Source organism: Nocardia coubleae NBRC 108252 (assembly GCF_001612805.1).
In the GTDB taxonomy this organism is placed as follows: domain Bacteria; phylum Actinomycetota; class Actinomycetes; order Mycobacteriales; family Mycobacteriaceae; genus Nocardia; species Nocardia coubleae.
In genome coordinates this window covers 526,467-542,274 of sequence record NZ_BDBD01000019.1, presented here as the reverse complement: position 1 = coordinate 542,274, position 15,808 = coordinate 526,467, and the positions used below count along the sequence as shown (strand labels likewise).

Annotated in this window: 17 protein-coding genes; 10 read left to right on the top strand and 7 right to left on the bottom strand. The window is 67.4% G+C overall.

Annotation, left to right across the window (positions count from 1 at the left end):
* The first annotated feature begins 38 nt into the window (after positions 1 to 38).
* From NCO8_RS22275 to NCO8_RS22230, 10 genes are all read left to right on the top strand, one after another.
* On the top strand, positions 39 to 686 hold the full coding sequence (locus NCO8_RS22275; RefSeq protein ID WP_067642042.1) for a TetR/AcrR family transcriptional regulator: 648 nt from the start codon (positions 39 to 41) through the stop codon (positions 684 to 686).
* A 57-nt stretch (positions 687 to 743) separates the two neighbouring features.
* Complete coding sequence (locus NCO8_RS22270; protein WP_067642041.1) at positions 744 to 1,154, top strand: VOC family protein; 411 nt, start codon at positions 744 to 746, stop codon at positions 1,152 to 1,154.
* A gap of 57 nt (positions 1,155 to 1,211) precedes the next feature.
* Positions 1,212 to 2,009, top strand: coding sequence for an ABC transporter permease (locus NCO8_RS22265; protein WP_067642040.1), 798 nt, complete (start codon positions 1,212 to 1,214; stop codon positions 2,007 to 2,009).
* A 156-nt stretch (positions 2,010 to 2,165) separates the two neighbouring features.
* On the top strand, positions 2,166 to 2,900 hold the full coding sequence (locus NCO8_RS22260; protein WP_067642039.1) for an ABC transporter ATP-binding protein: 735 nt from the start codon (positions 2,166 to 2,168) through the stop codon (positions 2,898 to 2,900).
* Positions 2,901 to 2,968: 68 nt separating this feature from the next.
* Positions 2,969 to 3,964: an ABC transporter substrate-binding protein gene (locus NCO8_RS22255; RefSeq protein ID WP_376739933.1), complete on the top strand. Its 996-nt coding sequence runs from the start codon at positions 2,969 to 2,971 to the stop codon at positions 3,962 to 3,964.
* A gap of 156 nt (positions 3,965 to 4,120) precedes the next feature.
* On the top strand, positions 4,121 to 5,638 hold the full coding sequence (locus NCO8_RS22250; RefSeq protein WP_245655456.1) for an MFS transporter: 1,518 nt from the start codon (positions 4,121 to 4,123) through the stop codon (positions 5,636 to 5,638).
* A gap of 71 nt (positions 5,639 to 5,709) precedes the next feature.
* Positions 5,710 to 6,141, top strand: a complete 432-nt coding sequence (locus NCO8_RS22245) for an SRPBCC domain-containing protein (RefSeq protein ID WP_067642037.1) — start codon at positions 5,710 to 5,712, stop codon at positions 6,139 to 6,141.
* Positions 6,131 to 6,460 carry an ArsR/SmtB family transcription factor gene (locus tag NCO8_RS22240; protein ID WP_067484519.1) on the top strand — a complete coding sequence of 110 codons (330 nt, stop codon included), beginning with the start codon at positions 6,131 to 6,133 and terminating at the stop codon, positions 6,458 to 6,460. The genes NCO8_RS22245 and NCO8_RS22240 overlap by 11 nt, the downstream gene beginning before the upstream one ends.
* A 20-nt stretch (positions 6,461 to 6,480) precedes the next feature.
* Positions 6,481 to 6,987 (top strand): SRPBCC family protein, encoded by a 507-nt coding sequence (locus NCO8_RS22235; protein WP_067642036.1) that lies wholly within the window; start codon positions 6,481 to 6,483, stop codon positions 6,985 to 6,987.
* Between the two features lie 28 nt (positions 6,988 to 7,015).
* A complete protein-coding gene (locus tag NCO8_RS22230; RefSeq protein WP_067642127.1) occupies positions 7,016 to 7,633 on the top strand; it encodes a maleylpyruvate isomerase family mycothiol-dependent enzyme in 618 nt (205 codons plus the stop codon).
* A 143-nt stretch (positions 7,634 to 7,776) separates the two neighbouring features.
* Here NCO8_RS22230 and NCO8_RS22225 read toward each other — a convergent pair whose 3' ends face one another.
* The 7 genes from NCO8_RS22225 to NCO8_RS22195 all read right to left on the bottom strand — a co-directional run bounded on the left by NCO8_RS22225 (position 7,777) and on the right by NCO8_RS22195 (position 15,776).
* The gene (locus NCO8_RS22225) at positions 7,777 to 8,571 is read right to left on the bottom strand and encodes a thioesterase family protein (RefSeq protein ID WP_067642035.1); all 795 of its coding nucleotides are present in this window, start codon (positions 8,569 to 8,571) and stop codon (positions 7,777 to 7,779) included.
* Between the two features lie 97 nt (positions 8,572 to 8,668).
* Positions 8,669 to 8,869, bottom strand: coding sequence for a hypothetical protein (locus NCO8_RS22220; protein ID WP_067642034.1), 201 nt, complete (start codon positions 8,867 to 8,869; stop codon positions 8,669 to 8,671).
* 78 nt (positions 8,870 to 8,947) lie between these two features.
* The gene (thiC, locus tag NCO8_RS22215; protein ID WP_067642126.1) at positions 8,948 to 10,600 is read right to left on the bottom strand and encodes a phosphomethylpyrimidine synthase ThiC; all 1,653 of its coding nucleotides are present in this window, start codon (positions 10,598 to 10,600) and stop codon (positions 8,948 to 8,950) included.
* A gap of 177 nt (positions 10,601 to 10,777) precedes the next feature.
* The gene (locus NCO8_RS22210; protein WP_067642033.1) at positions 10,778 to 13,033 is read right to left on the bottom strand and encodes an MMPL family transporter; all 2,256 of its coding nucleotides are present in this window, start codon (positions 13,031 to 13,033) and stop codon (positions 10,778 to 10,780) included.
* A 116-nt stretch (positions 13,034 to 13,149) separates the two neighbouring features.
* Complete coding sequence (locus tag NCO8_RS22205) at positions 13,150 to 13,350, bottom strand: hypothetical protein (protein ID WP_067642032.1); 201 nt, start codon at positions 13,348 to 13,350, stop codon at positions 13,150 to 13,152.
* Between the two features lie 45 nt (positions 13,351 to 13,395).
* Positions 13,396 to 14,574, bottom strand: coding sequence for a fumarylacetoacetase (gene fahA, locus NCO8_RS22200; protein ID WP_157105044.1), 1,179 nt, complete (start codon positions 14,572 to 14,574; stop codon positions 13,396 to 13,398).
* An 8-nt stretch (positions 14,575 to 14,582) separates the two neighbouring features.
* Positions 14,583 to 15,776 carry a homogentisate 1,2-dioxygenase gene (locus NCO8_RS22195; protein WP_067642031.1) on the bottom strand — a complete coding sequence of 398 codons (1,194 nt, stop codon included), beginning with the start codon at positions 15,774 to 15,776 and terminating at the stop codon, positions 14,583 to 14,585.
* Positions 15,777 to 15,808: the final 32 nt, after the last annotated feature.

The window sequence follows — 15,808 nt, the reverse complement described above, 5'->3', positions numbered from 1 at the left end:
GAACGGATCATTCCGTTTCAAGTGGTAGGCTGATATTCATGCCGAAGCAGAACGAAACCCCAGCTCAGCCCCGCTTGCCCGGTCGTAAGGCGCAGGCCGCGCGCAATGACGGACTGATCCTCGACGCCGCCCGCGCGGTGTTCCTCGACGACCCGACCGCGCCGATCGCCGCGGTCGCCGAACGCGCGGGCGTCGGCATCAGCGCCCTCTACCGCCGCTATCCGAGCAAGGAGGTGCTGCTACGCACGCTGTGTCACGAGGGGTTACGGCGCTACAACGCGGAAGCCGGTGCCGCACTGGAGGATTCCGACGGCTGGCGCGGATTCGTCGGTTTCCTCGAGCGGGTGGTCGACGCCGACGTGCACTCGCTCACCGTGCGGCTGGCCGGCACCTTCACCCCCGACGACGCGATGCTGCCCGACGTGCTGCACTCCGGCGAGGTCACCGAGGAACTGGTCCGCCGCGCCCACGCCACCGGTCGGCTGCGCGCCGATGTGAGCGCACTGGACATCGGCCTGATCCTCGAGGCATGTGCCGCGATCACCATGCCCGGCCAGGTGCGCACCGCCGAACTTCGCCACCGTGTCCTCGCCCTGCTGATCGACGGCCTGCGTGCCGAGGGTGAGCTGCCCGGTCCACCACCCGCGCCGGGGGAATTCGCTTGGCGTTGGGAGCGGAAAGCCTGAGCTGGTGGCACACTGAGCGGCGTTGCGAGTCGGCAGACCAACCGTGGAAGGTGCGTCGTGAACTGGACTCTGGAAGTAGTGGTCGTTCCCGTGTCGGATATCGACCGGGCCAAGGATTTCTACGCGAACAAGCTCGGATTCAATGTCGACCACGACACGGTGATCTCCGACGAGGTGCGCATCGTCCAGCTCACCCCGCCCGGCTCCGGCTGCTCGATCGTGGTCGGCAAGGGCGCGGTTCCACAGATGACGCCGGGTTCGTTGAAGGGCTTGCAGCTGGTGGTCCCTGACATCGAGCAGGCGCGCGCCGAACTGGTGGCCCGCGGTGTCGAGGTCACCGACGTGCAGGTGCTCGGCGTGAATCCGTCGCCCACACCGCACCCACTCGACAATGTCGGCTTCGTGTTCTTCAGCGATCCCGACGGCAACGGGTGGGGTGTGCAGCAGATTTCCAGCCGCGCGGGGTAATCCTCGAGCTGATCGCAACCCTGTCGTGGCGCGGCGGGCGCGGGGCACCATGCATCCATGTTGTCTGCATCGCGCACCGCACCCGTGGACCGGCCGCTGTATCGCCGACCCGGCCTGCTGCGCGCGGTCTCGCCGCTGGCACTGCTGTTGCTGTGGCAGATCGGCAGCACCAGCGGCTGGATTCCGGCCAAGAAACTGCCCGCCCCCTCGGCGGTGTTCGAGGCGGGCCTCGAGATCTATCGGTCCGGCCAGCTCGGTGACGCGCTGCTGGTGTCGGGTCAGCGCGCGCTCTACGGTTTCGCGCTCGGCGCGGTGCTCGCGCTGGCGTTCGGTGTGCTGGCCGGGCTCAGCAAGATCGGTGAGTACGCACTCGACCCGCCGTTGCAGATGATCCGCACCATCCCACTGTTCGGCCTGATCCCGCTGTTCATCATCTGGTTCGGTATCGGCGAGGAACCGAAGGTCTATCTGATCGCGCTCGGTGTGTTCTTCCCGCTCTACCTCAACACCTACTCCGGCATCCGCCAGCTCGACCCGAAGCTGCTCGAACTCGGGACCGCCCTTCGTCTCGGCCTCGGTGAGCGGTTGCGGCTGCTTGTGCTGCCGGGTGCGCTGCCGCAGATCCTGGTCGGTGCGCGTCAAAGTCTCGGCATCGCTTGGCTTTCGCTCATCGTCGCCGAACAGATCAATGCGAGCGCGGGGCTCGGCTTCGTCGTCAACAATGCCCGCGAATTCCTGCGCACCGACATCGTGGTGTTCGGGTTGGTGGTCTACAGCCTGCTCGGTCTGCTCACGGATTCGCTGGTGCGGTTGGCCGAGCGGCGCGCGCTGCGATGGCGACCGGCGGTGCGTTGATGTGTGAGCCCCTCCCGCCGCGCGGTCAGCGACGCGCGTCACTGCCGGGCACAGCTGCCGCGAAGCGCCTCTCGCGCCGATTCCGTCGTCGGCACAGCTGCCGCGAGACAACCGCGCCGACCGCTCCTCTTCTCCGTTCGATTGCGAGGCCACCCGATGACCGCCACCACCATCACCCCGCGCACAACTGCGGCCGCACGAATAACCGGACTCGGCAAACGATTCGGTGAACGCACCGTCCTCGACGGAATCGACCTCGAGATCGGCGCAAGCGAGATCGTCGCGCTCGTCGGGCGCAGCGGTTCGGGCAAATCGACCCTGCTGCGAATTCTCGGCGGGCTCGATTCGCCCAGTGCCGGTGAGGTATTCGTCGACGGCAGGCCGACGATCGTCTTCCAGGAACCCCGCCTGATCCCGTGGCAGCCGGTGGTGCGCAATGTCGCCCTCGGGCGACCCACACCGCGGAACCGCCGGACCGACGAACTAGCGGCGCGCGACGCGCTCGCCGAGGTCGGCCTGGCCGCCCGTGCTGATGCCTGGCCGCTGACGCTGTCCGGCGGCGAAGCCCAACGTGCCGCGCTGGCACGGGCTTTGGTCGCCGAACCGACCCTGCTACTGCTCGACGAACCGTTCGGCGCCCTCGACGCACTCACCCGGTTGACCATGCACAACCTGCTGCTCGGCCTGCACGCCGAGCGCGCCTTCGGCGTGCTGCTGGTGACCCACGACGTGCTGGAGGCGATCACCCTCGCCGACAGGGTGCTCGTCCTCGACGACGGCCGGATCGCCGCCGATGTCCCCATCGACCTCCCGCGCCCGCGCACCACCGCGGCACCGGAGGTCTCCGAATACGCCGCCCGGCTGCTCGCGCTGCTAGGCGTGACGCACTGATCCGGCCGCTCCGCGCCGAGTTCGGCTCGATGTGCCGGCCTTTTCCTGAAAGCACGAAAGGTGTTCCCGTGAAACTCATTCCGACTCGTGGCCTTATAGGCGCGGCCCTCGCTGTCGTCACCGCGCTCTCGCTGAGCGCTTGCGGCGACAACGCGGCCACCGAAGCCGCGCCGACGGGGCCGGTCGACCTGAGCACGGTGACGCTGAAAGTCGGTGACCAGAAAGCGATCTCGATCGAGGTGCTGCTGAAGGCGTCGGGTCAGCTGGAAAACCTGCCCTACAAGATCGAGTTCTCCACCTTCACCGCAGGCCTGCCGCTGGTCGAGGCGGCCAGCGCGGGCGGCATCGATATCGCCCAGACCGGCAACACCCCGGTCATCTTCGGTGCGGCCGCCGATGCCGATATCAAGATCGTCGGCGCGCTCTCGGCCACCGGCAAGGGCGATGCGATCCTGGTCGGCAAGGACTCACCGATCGCTTCGGTCGCGGCGCTGAAGGGCAAGAAGGTCGCCGTCTACAAGGGCAGTTCGGCCAACGCCAACCTGCTGCTGCAACTGAAGAAGGCGGGCTTGTCGCTCGGCGATGTCGAACCGGTCTACCTCTCGCCCGGTGACGGCTACACGGCTCTCACCAGGGGCGATGTCGATGCCTGGGCCACCTGGGACCCCTACACCGCCATCGCCGAGAAGGAGATCGGCGCCAAGTCCATCGCCACCGCCGACCAGGCCGCCAACGGTTACAACTTCTGGGCCGCGGGCAACAAGACCCTCGCCGACCCTGGCAAGTCGGCCGCGCTCGCCGACTTCTTCCGGCGCTACGCGGCCGCGACCAAGTGGTCCTCGGACAACCTCGACACCTGGTCGGCGAAGTACGCCGAACTCACCCAGATCAGCGTCGACGCCTCCCGCACCACCTGGACCCGCTCGATCAAGCAACCGATCCAGCTCACCGACCAGGTGATCGCCTCCGAACAGGAGATCGCCGACGCCTTCACCGACGCCAAGGCCATTCCAGGCAAGGTCGACTTCGGCTCCTACGTCGACACCAGGTTCGACAAGTCCTGAGACGGCCCCCTGACGGCGCCTGCGATCCTCCGGGTCGCAGGCGCCGTTTTCGCATTCACCTGGTGTGGCGCTTCCCCGGGGAACCGGCGCCGAGCGGTTACGTTGACCTGGGCGGTCGAGCGCCACGGAAACCGATCACGACCAGGATGGTGACAGGTGGACGAGCAGACGAAGACCTACGGGTCGGTGCGCTGGGTGATGCTCGGGGTGCTGTGCGCCAGCCTGCTGTTGGTGGCGATGGATGCCACGATTCTCAATGTGGCGTTGCCGTCGTTGATCGACGATCTGCACGTCGGGCCGCTCGAGCAGTTGTGGATCATCGATATCTACGGCCTCGTGCTGGGCGGGTTGCTCATCACCACCGGTGCGCTGGGGGACCGGTGGGGGCGGAAGTTGTTGTTCATCAGCGGGTTTCTGCTGTTCGGTGTCGCTTCGGTGATCGCGGCCACCGCGGGTAGTGCGGCGCAGCTGATCGTCGGGCGGGTGCTGCTCGGTATCGGTGGCGCGATGGTGATGCCCTCGACGTTGTCGCTGATCCGCAACATCTTCACCGACGTGCGCGAGCGCAACACGGCCATCGGGATCTGGGCGGCCGTCGCCGGGGTGGGTGCGACGGTCGGCCCGATCTTCGGCGGTTTCCTGGTCGAGCATTTCGGCTGGTCGTCGGCGTTCTGGCTGAACGTGCCGGTGGTGCTGGTGACGGTGGTCGTCGGGTTGTGGGTGCTGCCGGAATACCGGACCCCGCAGGCTGGTCGGCTCGATTGGTTCTCGGCGGTGCTGTCCGTCGCGGGCATCGTCTGCCTGGCGTGGGGCATCAAACATCTGGCCAAAGGCGAAGCGACACTCGTGGATTGGGCGATGCTGCTGATCGGTGTCGGCGCGCTGGCCTGGTTCGCCCGCCGCCAGCTGCGGTCGGCCGATCCGCTGCTGGACGTGCGCCTGTTCCGCAACGGCGCGTTCACCGCGGCCGCCGTGGCGACCCTGCTCGCCATGATGGCCATCGGCGCCGCCATGTTCCTGATCTCGCTGTGGTTGCAGTACGTGCACGGCTACAGCCCGTCGCAGGCGGGTATCCGGATGCTGCCCGCCGCCCTCACCCTGCTCACGGCGTCGTTGCTCACGCCGATGCTGATGGAGAAATTCGGGGTCCGCGTGGTGCTCGGCGTCGGCCTGGGTGCGGTCGCGCTCGGCTTCCTGCTGCTCGCGGTGAGCCCGGAACCGACGTCGTATCCGGTGGTGGCGCTGGTGCTCGTCTCCTTCGGGCTAGGTGACGGGATGGCCGTCACCGCGGCCGCCGCCGTGCTCGTCGGTGCCGTTCCCGCCGACCGGGCGGGTCAGGCGGGTGCGGTCGAGGAGACCAACTACGAGGTCGGTGTCGGTTTCGGGGTGGCGCTGCTCGGCAGCCTGCACGCCAGGCTCTTCACCGAGCACATGACCCATCTGCCCGTTCCGCCCGACCGGGTGGAGCAGGCGAGCGGTTCGGTGGGCGGTGCCGCCGAAGTCGCCTCGGACCTGCCGGAACCCGCGCGCACCGAGCTGCTCGGCGCCGCCACCCACGCCTTCGATTCCGCCCTCACCACCACGTCGTATCTGTCGGCCGCCGTCGTGGCCGTGGTGACGGTCGGTGCCGTCTGGCTGGTGCCGAAGGGCTTTCGCGTGAGCGGTGGACACTGACCCTTGACGCAACCGATCGGTTGCCATACTGTGAGTAGCAACCAATCGGTTGCGACACAGGAGGAAGCGCCATGGGATTTCCCGATCAGATCGTGCGAACCGTAGACCTCGCCCACCCGCCCGCCAAGGTATGGGCGGCGATCACCACCGCCGAGGGGCTCGCGAGCTGGTTCGGCAATACCGCCGAGATCGACCTGCGCCCGGGCGGCGACATGCGGATGACCTGGAATGAAGGCTTCGCCGCCGACATGCGCGTGGAGCGGGTCGAGGAGCCGACCGTCTTCGGTTACACCTGGCCCATCAACGGGCTGCCCGACGACGACCCGCGCCGCACCTACGTCGAATTCCGGCTCGAACCGACCGGTGCGGGCACCCGGCTCACCGTGGTCGAATCCGGCTTCGCGCAGCTGCCGGAAGCCGCGCACAAGGAGGCCTTCGAGGGCAATATCGGTGGCTGGAAGAGCGAGCTGGGTGAGCTCGTCGAGTACCTCGATGCGGCCTGAGACCGAGGCAACCGCCGAACGGGTCTTCGTCGCGCTGGCCGATCCGAGCCGTCGCGCGGTCCTAGCCGCGCTGGCCGCCGACGGTCCGGCCACCGCGACCGACCTCGCCGATCGCCTGCCCATTACCCGGCAGGCGATCGCCAAACACCTTGCCCTGCTTGCGGACGCGGGCTTGGTGATCGCGGAACCCGGTGAACGGCGTCGCGTGCGCTACCGCCTCGATTCCGCCCCCATGCGGGTGGCCCAGCAGTTCCTGGCCGCCCTGTCCCGTGACTGGGACGGTCCACTCGACGCGCTCCGCCGCCACCTCGACGGCTGAGCCGAGCATAGGAAAAAGCCATGAGCGACTTCACCGCGACGATCACCGTGCACAAGACCCCGGCGGAAGCCTTCGCCGCCATCAACGACGTGTGGTCGTGGTGGTCGGAGACCGTCGAGGGCACCTCGGGAACGGTCGGCGACAGCTACCGTTTCGAGGTTCCCGGCATCCACCGCTGCACCATGACCACCACCGAATCGATTCCCGGCAAGCGCCTGGTCTGGCACGTCACCGACTCCCACCTCGCCTTCATCTCCGACACCGCCGAATGGGAGAACACCGACGTCGTCTTCGACATCACCGAAACCCGCGCCGGCACCGAAATCCGTTTCACCCACGTGGGTTTGGCGCCGCAGGTCGAATGCTACGAGGTGTGCGCGAATGCCTGGGGCGCGTACATCACCACCAGCCTCCACGGCCTGCTCACGACCGGAAAGGGTGACCCGTTCCGTCGCACGAGCACCGGCGAATCCGAACTGATCAAGCACGGCAACGCCGAACTGGTAAACCTCGACGCCCTGCGCTGATCACCGTGTGGCCGGTACGTTCGATGCTGTGCACGAGCATCCGGCCGAAACCTTTGTGAGCGCGGCGGCGAGCTTTGCCGCCCTAGTCAGGAAGATCCCCGCCGACAGCTGGGCGGGGCCGGGATTGGGTGAGTGGGATCTGCGATCGCTGGTCGGTCACACCTCCCGCTCGCTCACCACCGTCACCGCCTATCTCGAGCAGCCCGCCGAGGTCGAGGACGTGGCGAGCCCGCAGGAGTACTACGCCATGGCGAAAGCCTATGCGGCGCGGGCGGGTAGCGAGGCGATCGTGCGGCGCGGACGCGACGCGGCGGCCGAACTCGGCGACGACCCCGCCGCGGCGATCGACGCCCTGGCCGCCGCCGCGACCGCCGCTGTCACCGGCGCCGAAGATCGGTTGATCACCGTCATCGGTGGGCTCGGCATGCGGCTCTACACCTACCTGCCGACCCGGACCTTCGAGCTGGCCGTGCACAGTCTCGACATCGCCGCCGCGACCGGCCTGCCCTGCGAGCTACCCGAGGAGGTGCTCACCGAGGCCATTGTGCTGGCGGCGCGAACCGCGGTCCACCTCGGCGACGGGGTACCGGTGCTGTCGGCATTGACCGGCAGAACGACCCTGCCCCAGGGCTTTTCCGTGGTCTGACGAAGCCCTTGCGGCACGTCCGCAGCGAGCGGCGTGATGTGGGCACGTCGCGGCGTGCGGGGTGGGTCGGCACCGGATGCGACCGGATGTCCGCACCGGATGTCAACGCGTGGGCCAAGCGGCTGCGCGCTGCCGAAAGTGTCCTATCCGCGTGGTGCGATCAACAGGGTCTGGGTGCTGCGACCGATCGGGCCCGTCTCGTCGAACAGCGCCGATTCCGCGAGGCCGATGCCGTGCGGTTGCGGGTGGGTCACCGCGTCCAGGCACACCCACTCGCCGACCGGCTGGCGATGCAGGGTGACGGTGAGGTCGGTGTTGATGAACAGGTACTTGGACCAGTCGAGCACCGCGCTCACCCCATTGCCGGAATCAGCGGCAGCCAGGGCGCGTTCCAGCGGACTCGGGGTGGTGCCCGCGACGATCGGATACTTCAATTTGATCCAGCAAACGGCAGGGCCCGGGGCCGCGAATGATCCTGTGCTGAAACGGTATTCGATTCCGGTGTGGAACCCGACCCGCTGATTCGACGGGAACGTCCCCGGCTGCGCGTCGGCAGGCAGCGGCCTCGTGCCGCTCGGCAGGAACTCCGGCGGCAGATCCAGCGGCGGCTCCGACAGCTTCAACCGCCACGCCACCGCCCGCATCACCGGCCCCCGCTCCGCCGACAACGTCGCCTCGATCAACTCCACACTGCGCCCCGACCGCACCACCTCGGCCCGCACCGTCAACGGCGCCAACGGCACCGGCCCGAGAATCTCCACCGCCACCCGCCCCACCTGAAACCCGTCACGCGGCTCGCACCGCTCGATGACATGGCCCAACAGCGCCGACGGCGGCCCCGCATGCTGCGCATCCGGCGACCAAGGACCCCTGGTCAGCTCGGTCGAGTCGAAGCGATTCGGGTCCGCCGCATCGGGAACATAGAAGGCATCGGTCACCTGTCCGACCGTACCTGCCCGGCCCCCGCCAGCCGACCCCACGATTCGTCTTCGGATCCGAGGGCGACGACGCGGAGCGGGCTTCGGGTAGGGCCTCCTATGCGGAGCCGCTGGTCACCAGAGTGAGCAAGTCGAGGAGGGGGCGGATGGGGCAGGGGTTGATGTCGGTGGAGGTGCAGCCGATATCGGTCGATCCGGCGACCGGTGTGGCCGCATGGGCCGAGCCGATCGGTGCGGCGAGGGAAAGGGTGGCGGCTGCGGCGGCCCCGGCGATGACGCGTTTGGTTCGGGTGGACATGACAGCACCCTACGGATCGCGGGGAGTAGCAACAGCCCCCGAAATCCTGGGGTGAATTTCGGGGGCTGGTTGCTGCGGTCAGGAGACGACCGGCAGGTACACCTGGTTGCCGTGGTCGGCGAACTCGGCCGACTTCTCGGCCATGCCCGCTTCGATGGCGGCGACGTCGGTGAGGCCTTGTTTTTCGGCGTATTCGCGGACGTCGGCGGAGATGCGCATGGAGCAGAACTTCGGGCCGCACATGGAGCAGAAGTGGGCGGTCTTGGCGGGTTCGGCGGGCAGGGTTTCGTCGTGGTATTCGCGGGCGGTGTCCGGGTCGAGGGAGAGCGCGAACTGGTCGTGCCAGCGGAATTCGAAACGGGCCTTGGACAATTCGTTGTCGCGGTCCTGGGCGTGGGGGTGGCCCTTGGCGAGGTCGGCGGCGTGGGCGGCGATCTTGTAGGTGATCACGCCGACCTTCACGTCGTCGCGGTTGGGCAGACCCAGGTGCTCCTTGGGGGTGACGTAGCAGAGCATGGCGGTGCCCGCCTGGGCGATGATCGCGGCGCCGATGGCCGAGGTGATGTGGTCGTAGGCGGGCGCGATATCGGTGGCCAGCGGGCCGAGGGTGTAGAACGGAGCCTCTTCGCAGAGTTCTTCTTCGAGGCGGACGTTCTCCACGATCTTGTGCATCGGCACGTGGCCGGGGCCTTCGATCATCACCTGCACGCCATAGGATTTCGCGATCTTGGTGAGTTCGCCGAGGGTGCGCAGTTCGGCGAACTGGGCCTCGTCGTTGGCGTCGGCGATGGAGCCGGGGCGCAGGCCGTCACCGAGGGAGAAGGTGACGTCGTACTTCGCGAGGATCTCGCACAGTTCCCGGAAGTGCGTGTACAGGAACGATTCCTGGTGATGGGCCAGACACCACGCGGCCATGATGGATCCGCCGCGCGAGACGATGCCGGTGACGCGCTTGGCCGTGAGCGGGATGTAGCGCAGCAGCACGCCCGCGTGCACGGTCATGTAGTCCACACCCTGCTCGCACTGCTCGATCACGGTGTCGCGGTACAGCTCCCAGGTGAGCTTGGTCGGGTCGCCGTTCACCTTCTCCAGCGCCTGGTAGATCGGCACCGTGCCGATCGGGACCGGCGAATTGCGCAGGATCCACTCGCGGGTCTCGTGGATGTTTTTGCCGGTGGACAGGTCCATAATGGTGTCGGCGCCCCACCGCGAGGCCCACACCATCTTCTCCACCTCCTCGGCGATCGACGACGACACCGCCGAGTTGCCGATATTGGCGTTGATCTTCACCAGGAACTTCTTGCCGATGATGGTCGGTTCGAGTTCGGGGTGGTTGTGGTTGGCCGGGATCACCGCGCGCCCGGCGGCGACTTCCTCGCGCACGAGTTCGGCCGAGACGCCTTCGCGGGCGGCGATGAAGCGCATCTCGTCGGTGACGACGCCCTGGCGAGCCCAGTGCAGCTGGGTGGGCGGGCCATCGATCTGCGGCTTGGCCCATTCGTCGCGCAGCTTCGGCAGACCGGCCTCGAGGTCGATCACCGCGTTGTCGTCGGTGTAGGGCCCCGAGGTGTCGTAGACGTCGAAGTGGTCTCCGTTGGTGAGGTTGATCCGGCGCACGGGAATGCGCAGGCCGTCGACCTCTTTGTAGTGTTTGACGCTGCCCTGGATGGGTCCGGTGGTGACGGTGTCGACTCCGGCGGTGTTGCCGTTCGACGACGTGGCTGTGCCCATGAACAGTCCTCCCTACGCCGGCATTACCCGGTCAGGTTCATACGGTCGACGGCCCTGATCGCCCGGAAAAAGGGCTAGCCGTCCTCTCAGCCCGCTGGTGCGAGCCCCCGTGTTGATGTGGAATTCTCCGCCGCCGACGATACCCGCCGGGCGGGGCGACCCGCCGGGCGATCGGGGTTATGCGGAGGTCTTCTCGAGTGTCGGATGTGCGGCCGGGAGGTCGTCGTCGGCCTCGTGTAGACCGAACCTGTTGTGCAGCTTCGCGAGTGGCTTGGGTGCCCACCAGTTCCAGGTGCCCATCATCCGCATGAGGGCGGGGGCGAGCAGTCCGCGGATGACCGTCGCGTCGCTGATGACGGCGAGCGCGCAGCCGAGCCCGAACAGCTTCATCATCGACACACCGGAGGTGGCGACGCCGAGGAACACGATGCTCATCAGCAGCGCGGCGGCGGTGAAGATGCGCCCGGTGCGGGCCACACCCATCGCGACCGCCTCGGTATTGCCCTCGGTGGTCTTGGGCCCGGCCAGCCATTCCTCGCGGATGCGGGAGAGCAGGAACACCTCGTAGTCCATGGACGCGCCGAAGGCCAGGCTGAACATGAGGATGGGCATGGCCAGGTTCAGGGTGCCGGTGGCCTGGAAACCGAGCAGCCCGGACAGGTGCCCGTCCTGGAAGATCCACACCATCGCGCCGAAGGTGGCCGCCAGCGACAGGATATTGAGCACGAGCGCCTTCACCGGGAGCACGACGCTGCCGGTGAACAGGAACAACAGCACCAGCGTGGTGATCGCGATCAGGGCACCGGCCAGCGGCAGTTTGCCGGTGATGGCTTCCACGGAATCCTGGTTCAGCGCGGCGGGACCGGTGACGAGCGCGTCGGTAGGCGCGGGCACCGCACGCAGCGTGTCGAGCTGGTCGCGGCCCGCGTCGGAGTAGGGGTCGAGCCGGGTGGCGACCGACAGGTACGCACCCGCCGACGGGTCAGACATCTCCGGCACACCCGCCGCCACCCGCAGGCCGTTGCGGTACACGGCCGCGCTGCTCAGCACCGCCGGTACGTCGGGCACCTTGGACAGCTCGCGTGCGTACGCGTCCAGCTCGACCGCACCGCCCCGGAATTCGCGCAGCACGATGGTCGCGCTCGACGCCATGTCGGCATCGAATTCAGTGCGCAGTACGTCGCCGACTTCACGGCTGGCGACGTCGGTGGGCAGCGAGCGGTCGTCGGGGTAGCCGAACTGCACGCCCAGGAACGGTGATCCGAGCAGCAGCAGGAACGCGGTGGTGGCCAGCGCGATCGGCAGCGGCCGCTTCATCACGGCGGTGACCAGGCGGTACCAGAAGGTCTGCCGCGGCTGCTTCTCCTCGCGCGGCGCCAGCCGGAACAGTTTGCGCAGCGGTGTGCGCAGGTCGCCGGCGTCGATGCGGTGGCCGACCAGCATGAGCAGTGCGGGCAGCACGATGACGGCGGCGGCCGTGGCCGCAGCGACCACCGCGATACCGGCGTAGGCGAAGGATTTGAAGAAGTACTGCGGGAACACCAGCAGCGCCGACAGTGACAGCGCGACAACCAGTGCCGAATACACCACGGTCCGCCCGGCTGTCCGGATCGACCGGATCACCGCCTCGGTGGGTGTGGATCCGCCGGTGAGTTCCTCGCGGTAGCGGCTCACGATGAACAGGCTGTAGTCGATGGCCAGCGCCAGACCGAGGGCGGTGGTCATGTTCAGCGCGAAGATCGACACATCGGTGACGGCGGTGAGCACCCGCAGAATCCCGAGCGCGGCTGCGATCGCGAACAGACCGATGACCACCGGCAACGCGGCCGCGACGAGACTGCCGAACACCAGCGCCAGCAACAGGCCCGTGATGGGGATGGCGATGGCCTCGGCCAGGATCAGGTCCTTGCTGATCTGGGTGTTGATATCGGAGAACGTGGCGGCCAGACCACCCGCCTCGATGGTCACCGGCCCCTCGTTGTCCGCCAATGCCTTGGTGATCTTGCCCGCCCGGTCCGGCAGTTCGGCGTCGTCGCCCTCGATACTGGCGAGGATGAGCGCGCGGTTGCCGTCCTTGCTGCGCAGCGCCTGCTTCAGGTCGGGACGCGAGGTCCAGTACGACTGCACCCCGCTGACCTCGGGATAGGTGCGCAGCGCGGCCACGGCAGCATCGGCGGCGGCGCGGGCGTCGGGGGAGTCGACCGACACCGGGTCGGTGACCAACAGGACGTAGTTCGGTTCGCTACCGGGGAAGTGCTCGCTCAGATACTGACTGGCCTGCACCGAATCGAGATCTTCGGTGACGAATCCGCCCGATTTCATGTTCGAGTGCACGGTGGCGCCGATCGCGCCGCACAGGATCATCAGCAGCAGCGCGACCGCGACAATCAGTCGCGGTCTGCCGACAGCGATACGGGCGATTCTCGTCAACATCCTCGGCACCCTTTAGTTCGAAGTATCGAGTCGTCACCGTATCGTGGCAAGAATTCCGACCGATACCACCTCAGGGTGGAAGGACGCCCGTTATGATCTCCGCCCCTGGGTGGAGGCTACGGGTTCGTACCCGCGCTGCCGAGCCAGACGGGCAGTGCGACGAGCAGCGTGTCGAGGGCGTCGGCCGAGCCGGACTTCGGCGGGCAGAGGTGGGCGCCCGGTGCGGTGCAGATCTCGGCGGCGGCCGGCGCGGCCGTCGAAACCTGAACGAGACCGGCGATGGCAATTCCCGCGGCTGCGGCGACAAGTGATTTCATGTCGGAAAACTAGCGGCCGAGCGTCCAGTGGCGGCAGACCTCACTTCAGGGGGCGCTGCGCGCCGACAAGATCCGACCGCTGACCTCGCCGAGACCGATACGCCTGCCCGCGGTGCCCGGTGCCGTCGCGGTGATCGTCACGTCGTCGCCGTCGGTGAGGAACGTGCGGGTTTCCTCGCCCACCGTGATGGGTTCTGTTCCACCCCAGGACAATTCGATGAACGAGCCGCGCTGGGTCGGTTCCGGACCGGAGATGGTGCCGGAGGCGTAGAGATCGCCGGGACGGATCGAAGCGCCGTTGGCGGTGAGGTGGGCCAGCATCTGCGCCGGTGACCAGTACATCCGCGCGTACGGCGGTCGGCTGACGACGTGCCCGTTCCACGACACCGCCAGGTCGATATCGAGCCCGTGGTCGGCAGTCCCACGCAGGTACGGCAACGGTTCCGGTTCCTGGGTCGGCAGCGGCACCCGCGCCTGTTCCAACGCGGCCAACGGGGTGACCCATGCCGACAGCGAAGTCGCGAAGGACTTCCCGAGGAACGGTCCGAGCGGCTGGTACTCCCAGGCCTGGATATCGCGCGCGGACCAGTCGTTCACCAGGGCGACCCCGAAGACGTGCGCGGCGAAATCGTCGACACCCACAGGAACGCCGAGCGTCGACCCGGTGCCGACCACGAACCCCAATTCCGCCTCGATATCGAGCCGCTGTGACGGTCCGAATTCCGGTGCACCCGAATCAGTCCGGCGTTGCCCCTGTGGACGGATCACGGGGGTTCCGGAAACCACGACGGTGCCCGCCCGCCCGTGATATCCCACCGGCAGATGACGCCAATTCGGCAGCAACGGTTCACTGTCGGGCCGGAACAGCCTGCCCAGATTCGTCGCGTGGTCGATGCTCGCGTAGAAGTCGACGTAATCGCCGATCGTCACCGGCAATGCCATCCGCACCGAACGCACAGGATGCACCACCTCGACAGGCAAAGCGGTGTCGGCCAATTCACGCAGCCGCGCACGAACAGCGCCCCACCGAGCGGGCCCGGTGGCGAGAAAGGCATTGAGATCGGGGCGAGCGAAGACCGGATCACCCAGCAGTGCGGCGAGATCCAGGACCATATCGCCGAGACGCACACCGACCCGGAAGGATTCACCCGGCGGGGCGAACACCCCGTACGGCATATTCTCCGGCCCGAACAGCGAGTCCGGCGCCACCTCGACGCGAAGCAACCGCCCGCTCACCGCGGCCCACGCCCCGACCAGGTCCACGCGTATCCGGGATCCTCGCAGGCCAGCGCGCCTTCACCGAGCTGCAACGGCCGGAAGGTATCCACCATCACCGCCAGCTCGTCGAAGAATTCCGCACCGATACTGCGCTCGTAGGCGCCGGGTTGTGGGCCGTGCGCGTAGCCGCCGGGATGCACCGACACCGAACCCTGCGCGATCCCGGAACCCTTGCGCGCCCCGTAGTTTCCGCCGCAATAGAACATGATTTCGTCGGAGTCCACATTCGAGTGGTAATAGGGCACCGGAATCGAGAGCGGGTGGTAATCCACCTTGCGCGGCACGAAATTGCAGATCACGAAATTGGCACCCTCGAAGGCTTGATGCACCGGCGGTGGCTGATGCACCCGCCCGGTGATCGGCTCGAAATCGGCGATGTTGAAAGTGAACGGATACAGGCACCCGTCCCAGCCGACTACATCGAAAGGATGAGTGGCATAGGTCAACCTGGTACCGATCACCTCCGCTCCGGCGCGATGCTTGACCAGCACCTCCACATCGGTGCCCTCGGCGAGCAACGGTGTGGTCGGTCCGTGCAGATCCCGCTCGCAGTACGGTGAGTTCTCCAGCAGCTGACCGAATTTCGACAGGTACCGCTTGGGCGGGGTGATGTGGCTCGACGCCTCGATCACATACGCGCGCAAGGGTGCTCCACCCGTCGGCAGCCAGCGGTGCGTCGTCGCTCGCGGCATGAGCAGCTGGTCGCCCTGGTGCACCGGCACCGTGCCGAACACGCTCTCCACCACCGCCGCACCGGATTCCACGTACACCAGTTCGTCGCCGATGGCATTGCGGTACAGCGGCGACGCCGCCTCGGAGACCACATACGAGATCCGCACATCGGCATTCGCCAGCAGCAGCCGCCGGCCCGTCACCGGATCTGTCGCGGCGGGTGTGTCGCCGGGGAACAGGTCGGGCAACCGCAGATGACGATGGCGCAGTGGATGATTCGGTGTGAGCGACTGGTCGCCCAGCTCCCACACCGTCGAGTCGACGATGGCGGGTGGCAGGCCCCGGTGATAGAGCAGCGAGGAGTCGCCGGAGAACCCCTCCTCGCCCATGAGCTCCTCGTAGTAGAGGTTGCCCCGCTCATCGCGATGCTGCGTGTGCCGCTTGGGCGGCACCGCCCCAACACACCGGTAGAACATGCACAACCTCCCGCGGGTCGGATATTCCTGAC